This is a genomic window from Pararhizobium sp. P1_E7 (assembly GCF_056405855.1).
In genome coordinates, this window is record NZ_JBFUBH010000128.1 from 1 (window position 1) to 5,242 (window position 5,242).

Annotated in this window: 5 protein-coding genes; 4 read left to right on the top strand and 1 reads right to left on the bottom strand. The window is 55.8% G+C overall.

The annotated features are described in order from the left end of the window. Nucleotides 1–28 precede the first annotated feature (28 nt). Nucleotides 29–1,822, bottom strand: coding sequence for a putative bifunctional diguanylate cyclase/phosphodiesterase (locus AC1D17_RS27595; RefSeq protein WP_477568434.1), 1,794 nt, complete (start codon nt 1,820–1,822; stop codon nt 29–31). Between the two features lie 928 nt (nt 1,823–2,750). Here AC1D17_RS27595 and AC1D17_RS27600 point away from each other — a divergent pair. The 4 genes from AC1D17_RS27600 to AC1D17_RS27615 all read left to right on the top strand — a co-directional run. Continuing rightward, nucleotides 2,751–3,995 carry a sensor histidine kinase gene (locus AC1D17_RS27600; protein ID WP_112840506.1) on the top strand — a complete coding sequence of 415 codons (1,245 nt, stop codon included), beginning with the start codon at nt 2,751–2,753 and terminating at the stop codon, nt 3,993–3,995. 4 nt (nt 3,996–3,999) lie between these two features. Then, nucleotides 4,000–4,401 carry a response regulator gene (locus AC1D17_RS27605; protein WP_112840505.1) on the top strand — a complete coding sequence of 134 codons (402 nt, stop codon included), beginning with the start codon at nt 4,000–4,002 and terminating at the stop codon, nt 4,399–4,401. Between the two features lie 8 nt (nt 4,402–4,409). After that, nucleotides 4,410–4,529 (top strand): nucleotidyl cyclase domain-containing protein, encoded by a 120-nt coding sequence (locus AC1D17_RS27610; protein ID WP_112840504.1) that lies wholly within the window; start codon nt 4,410–4,412, stop codon nt 4,527–4,529. Nucleotides 4,530–4,802: 273 nt separating this feature from the next. Beyond that, nucleotides 4,803–5,242 (top strand): diguanylate cyclase domain-containing protein (locus tag AC1D17_RS27615; protein WP_477568433.1); only part of this gene is annotated, 440 nt, incomplete at its 3' end.

Here is a 5,242-nt window from a genome sequence, read left to right on the forward strand (position 1 = left end):
GTCAGGATCTGGCCGAATCCTTCATTGGTTACAACGGCGAGCTCCCGCCTGAGCTGTGGCGGCTTGCGACCGAATGACGGGACATTTCGGCAGGAATGGATACTGGCGGCGCGTCCGCTCGTCCGACATGCTTGGCATAGTCGGAAATCGGACGGGGGCGGCCCACCAGGTAGCCCTGCACTTGATCGCACGCCTCACGGGTTAGGAACACCAGTTGATCCGTTGTTTCCACGCCTTCGGCGATAATCGGTAGATCCAGCCCGCGCCCGAGTCCAATCACCGCCCGTATGATCGCCGAAGACTGGGAAAGCCCGATGTTACGCACAAAAGACTGGTCAATCTTGATCTTATCGAAGGGAAAGGATTGCAGATAGGACAGGGATGAATAGCCGGTTCCGAAATCATCCATGGCGATGCGTACACCCAGCGCCTTGAGGTGCCCCAACGTCGAAATGGCTCGTTCATGGTCATCGATCAAAACACCTTCGGTGATCTCGAGCTCCAACCGTTCKGGCTCAAGTCCGGTTTCAATCAGGACTGACTTTACAAGGCCGGTCAGGTCGCCATGCTTAAATTGCACCGGAGAGAGGTTGACGGCGACCGAAAGCTTCCGCGGCCACGAGGCTGCCTCGCGACAGGCCTCACGCAACACCCACTCGCCGATCTCGAGCATCAGGCTGCTCTCTTCCGCAATCGGAATAAAGACGGACGGTGGAATAGTGCCGCGGATCGGATGATTCCACCGTAGCAAGGCCTCGAAGCCAGTGACATCCCCGCCGATGTTAGCCTGTGGCTGATAAAAGATCGACAATTGCTGTTGCGAAATTGCAGCCTGCAGGTCACGCTGCAATGCTCGCCGTTCTCGCAACCACTTATCCATTTGCGGTTCGAAAAATCGGGCGGCGCCACGTCCGTCAGCCTTGGCGCGATAGAGAGCGGCGTCGGCGTTGCCCATCAGGTCGGCGGCACTGTCGCCATCGGCTGGAAAGACYGCGACGCCAAGGCTCGTACCCATTCGGATCCGGGTCCCCTCAATCTCGRCATCCTCGCTCAGAACGGTGATAATCAGATCGGCGAGCTGTGCTACGGAGCTGGCATCAGCTTCAACCAAAACCATGAACTCGTCACCGCCCAAGCGTGCGACGAAGGCACCCGCCGCGACTGCTTTTAAACGCTTGGCTGCCAGGCATAAAACCAGGTCTCCGACATTGTGGCCGAAGACGTCGTTGACCTCCTTGAAACGGTCCAGGTCGAGACACAGTACCGCAAACTGTGACCCTTGCGTGCGATGCTGTTCGAGCAATGCCTCGAGTTTCTGCTTCAGTGCGGCGCGGTTGGGCAGATCGGTTAGCGGATCATGCAGCGCCAGATGCGCTATCTGGCGTTCGGCGGTTCGGTGCTCGGTAATATCCTCGTGCGTAGAAACCCATCCGCCGTCGGATGTTCGTTCATGATGAACGCGAATGACTTTGCCCGACGTCAACTCCATCGACCAGTCCTGCGGCGAAGACCTGGAATTGATCGAGTCGCACCAAGCCAGAAACTCGTCGGACGCCACGACGGGACCAGCGCCGACGGAATAACGCAACTCGGCTATAGCACTCAAAGTCATTCCGGGCTTGATCATCTCCGGAGCCAGGCCATACACCTCGGCATAACAGCGATTGGACAGTACCAACCGCTGGTCCGCGTCGAACAAACAGGCGCCCTGACCGATGCTTTCCAGTATGGTGGTGAATTGCATGTTGCGCTGGGCAAGCTGTTTCTGCGTCTGCGTCAACTCGAGACGGGCCTGCACACGCGCCATCAGTTCTTCGGTCAGTACAGGCTTGATGACACAGTCCACTGCACCCGCGGCAAATGCCGGCGCCCTGTCGGCGGCTGTGGAGACGAGATGAATCGCTGGAATAGACTGGATCTCGTCGCGACGCTTTGCATCACCGAAGAAATCCCCGTAGATACCGCTATCCAGCAACAGGAGGTCCGGCTTTAGCAATCGGACATGTTGCTCAAAGGTCCGGTAATCTGGAGAGCAAACGCATGAACATCCTATTTCTCGAAGGCTGAGGGCGACTGGCGATACTTCCTCATAGGCCCCGGCAAGAAAAATCAGAGGTTGCGAGGAATGAATAGGGCTGGCGAAGTTCATCGACGGTATGCTCCCTTACACTTCTGACGAATCCCACCGGACCACCTGCCATTCCACGATACAACGTATGATATGATTGTGAAACAGCATACACCCACAAAGGGTCGTGCTCCGACCCATTCTGGAGTTTTGGTAAAGTTTTTGACTGATGCCTCGCATAGCCATGTCCTACTTGAAGCAACAGGGGTACAGGAGCGCCTAAGACAGCGCTCCAGCGTTAGATCCTCAACGAGCAACCGTGACAATCAATTTCGGAGCACGCCGATGGTGATTCAAGACGCGGTTTGAAAACGTTGCCAGCAATTGGCAACTGATGGTGAGAGGTTCCTATGGCGGCCGCATTCAGGACTCGGTCACTTCGTCTTGAGAACGTTGACGCCGAAAGGTTGCCAATGAGTTCGCAAACTGTGCCCAAGACCGGGCCTCGTGATTGTGCTTCATGCAAGACGGCACTCCTTACAGATTATGCCACTCCCCAATCGTATCCCTAAAGTTGCTGCCCTGATTTTAATACACAACTAACATCTGGTGATTACAACGATGACGGGAGTTGCATTCCGTCCTGCGGCAATCTGACCGTGCGCTAATTTAGGATGAGTTGATGTCGAATGTGTACGAAGCCAGAGAAAACGACAGTCGTGAAGATGCGACGGGCCTATTGCACGCCACGATCGACAACTTTCCTGGCGGTATCTGCGTACTCGACAACGACCTTACTATGCTGGTGACCAACCGAAAATTCTATGAGCTGCTGGATCTGTCGGAAGACATGTTTCCCGCCGGCTCGAACCTCGAAGGCGTGTTCAGATACAACGCACACCGGGGCGAATATGGCCCAGGCGATCCCGAAGAAAAGGTGCGCGAGCGCCTCAGCCATGTCCGGCGCTTCGAGGAGCATCGTTTCGATCGCGAGGTCGGGACGGGTCTCGTCATAGAAATGCGATCGGCGCCAAAGCCCGGGGGTGGAAGTGTGTTGACCTATCTCGACGTCACGATAAACAGACGAGCCGAGCAGGCACTCCTCAGACACAAGGAAACACTTGAGGAGCTGGTTTCGCTTCGAACCGAAGAAATCGAACGGCAGGCCGAGGAACTCAGGAGACTACTCGACCAGGAACGTCACATCAACGAGCTGCAGCGCCAGTTCGTAACGATGACCTCCCATGAGTTCCGAACGCCGCTCGCCATCATCGACGGTGCGGCCCAGCGGCTCCAGCGGCGCAGGCATGCCGTCACGAGCGAGTTCGTTGAAGAAAAGGCTGGGCTGATCCGCGGCGCCGTTTCGCGGATGGTGGACCTTATGGAGAGCTTCCTCTCGGCGGGCCGCATCGAACACGGGAACATGACATACGAATTCCGCCCCTGTTCCTTGAGAGAGGTTATCGAGCGGTGCGTCGCACGGCAGCAATCCATCGCCGCTACTCACCGCTTCCACCTGGAACTTAACAATCTCCCACCCGTCGTGGTTGCTGATACGGTGGCAATGGAACAGGTGTTTTCAAACCTCATCTCAAACGCCGTGAAGTACGCGCCGGTTTCGCCGGACATCTACATAACCGGGTATTCAGACGCGGGCAGCGCATGCGTCACTGTGGCGGACACAGGGGTCGGTATTGATGCCGACGACTTGCCAAAAATGTTCCAGCGTTACTTCCGCGCCAGAAGTTCGACCGGGATTGCGGGGACGGGAATTGGCCTAAACCTCGTGAAACAGATCGTTGAGGCACATAAGGGGAATATTTCGCTCGAAAGCCGGAAGGCCAGAGGGTCCACGTTTACCGTAACTCTTCCTATCACCAATCCAATGCTCACCGCCGCTGAGTGCGGCGAAGCGAAAGCAGGATAAGCCTATGATCACCATCCTTTGCGTCGAAGATGAAGACGACATCCGCAACCTTCTGGTCGAAGAGATCAGCGAAGCCGGCTTTACTACGCTCGAAGCCAGCAACGGAAAGCAGGCACTCGAACTGATCATCGGCAAATGGCCCGATATCGTCGTGTGCGACATCACCATGCCCGAAATGAATGGCCATCAGCTATTCGCCGAAGTACAGATGAACCACGAGCAACTGGCCAACATTCCTTTCATCTTCCTGACAGCGCTGAGCGACAAGGACAACATGGTCACAGCTCTTAAGGCTGGAGCGGCGGACTACCTTACCAAGCCAGTTGATTTCGATTTGCTCATGGCGAAGATCCAGGGCTGCGTCGCCCGGCTAGAGAGCGATAGGAAACTGGGTCGCGCGTTCTAGCCGAGATCATGGCGTCCTCTCCTCGCAGTGTGGTTGCACGGTACGGCGGCGAGGAGATTGCCGTCATCATTCCCCAATGCGTCAGCGCTTCAGCTCTTTCAGTCGCAAGACTTCTTTGTAGGTGCTGAGCATGGACATCGAGCATGTGGGCAGTGAAAGGCGGACGGGTGAACAGTGAGCATCGGAATAACGACGCTGAACGCAGGCGGCATCCGCGGAAAGAAGGATCTCCTGGGATCGGCCGATGAAGCGCTTTTCCTAAACGGATGGAATGTTCGCCGTGCGCTTATGCTTGGCGGAAATGCGGATTTAGCTGATAGGAATTACCAATACGTGGAAAATCGCCGGCATCGTCACGGTCATAACTGATCGAGTTGATGCGCGGCCATGGAGAAAGTTCAGTGCCTGAGTTTTTCGAGAGCAGAGCGGGAAAGCAACTCCTTGCGTTGATTGCGAGCGCGCTGATTCTGTGGAGCGTCGGATACGGCTGGCACATTCAGATCTTCAATATCTTTCGAAGTCTTAGTGTCCCTACGATCGACATCCTGGTTCTCAGCGTGTTTATCGTCGGGCTTGCGAGTTTCGTCTATTCACTGTTGCGGATCTTCGATCTACGCAAAGAGATGCAGCGACAGCACGAACATGCCCGACGGGCACATTGGATCGCCACACATGATCATCTAACACGGCTCCCAAACCGGTACGCCTTCGAAAAATTCGAAATTTTACAAGCTCCCTCGAATGACGAGGCCCCCCGTCTGCCGATTGCGACGATTTTTTCGATCGACCTCGACGGGTTCAAGAAGGTCAATGACCTGGTCGGTCATCAAGGCGGAGACCA

Coding starts and splice junctions, on each gene's coding strand:
- AC1D17_RS27600 (WP_112840506.1), top strand. CDS start 2,751: ATGTCGAATGTGTACGAAGCCAGAGAAAACGACAGTCGTGAAGATGCG.
- AC1D17_RS27605 (WP_112840505.1), top strand. CDS start 4,000: ATGATCACCATCCTTTGCGTCGAAGATGAAGACGACATCCGCAACCTT.
- AC1D17_RS27610 (WP_112840504.1), top strand. CDS start 4,410: ATGGCGTCCTCTCCTCGCAGTGTGGTTGCACGGTACGGCGGCGAGGAG.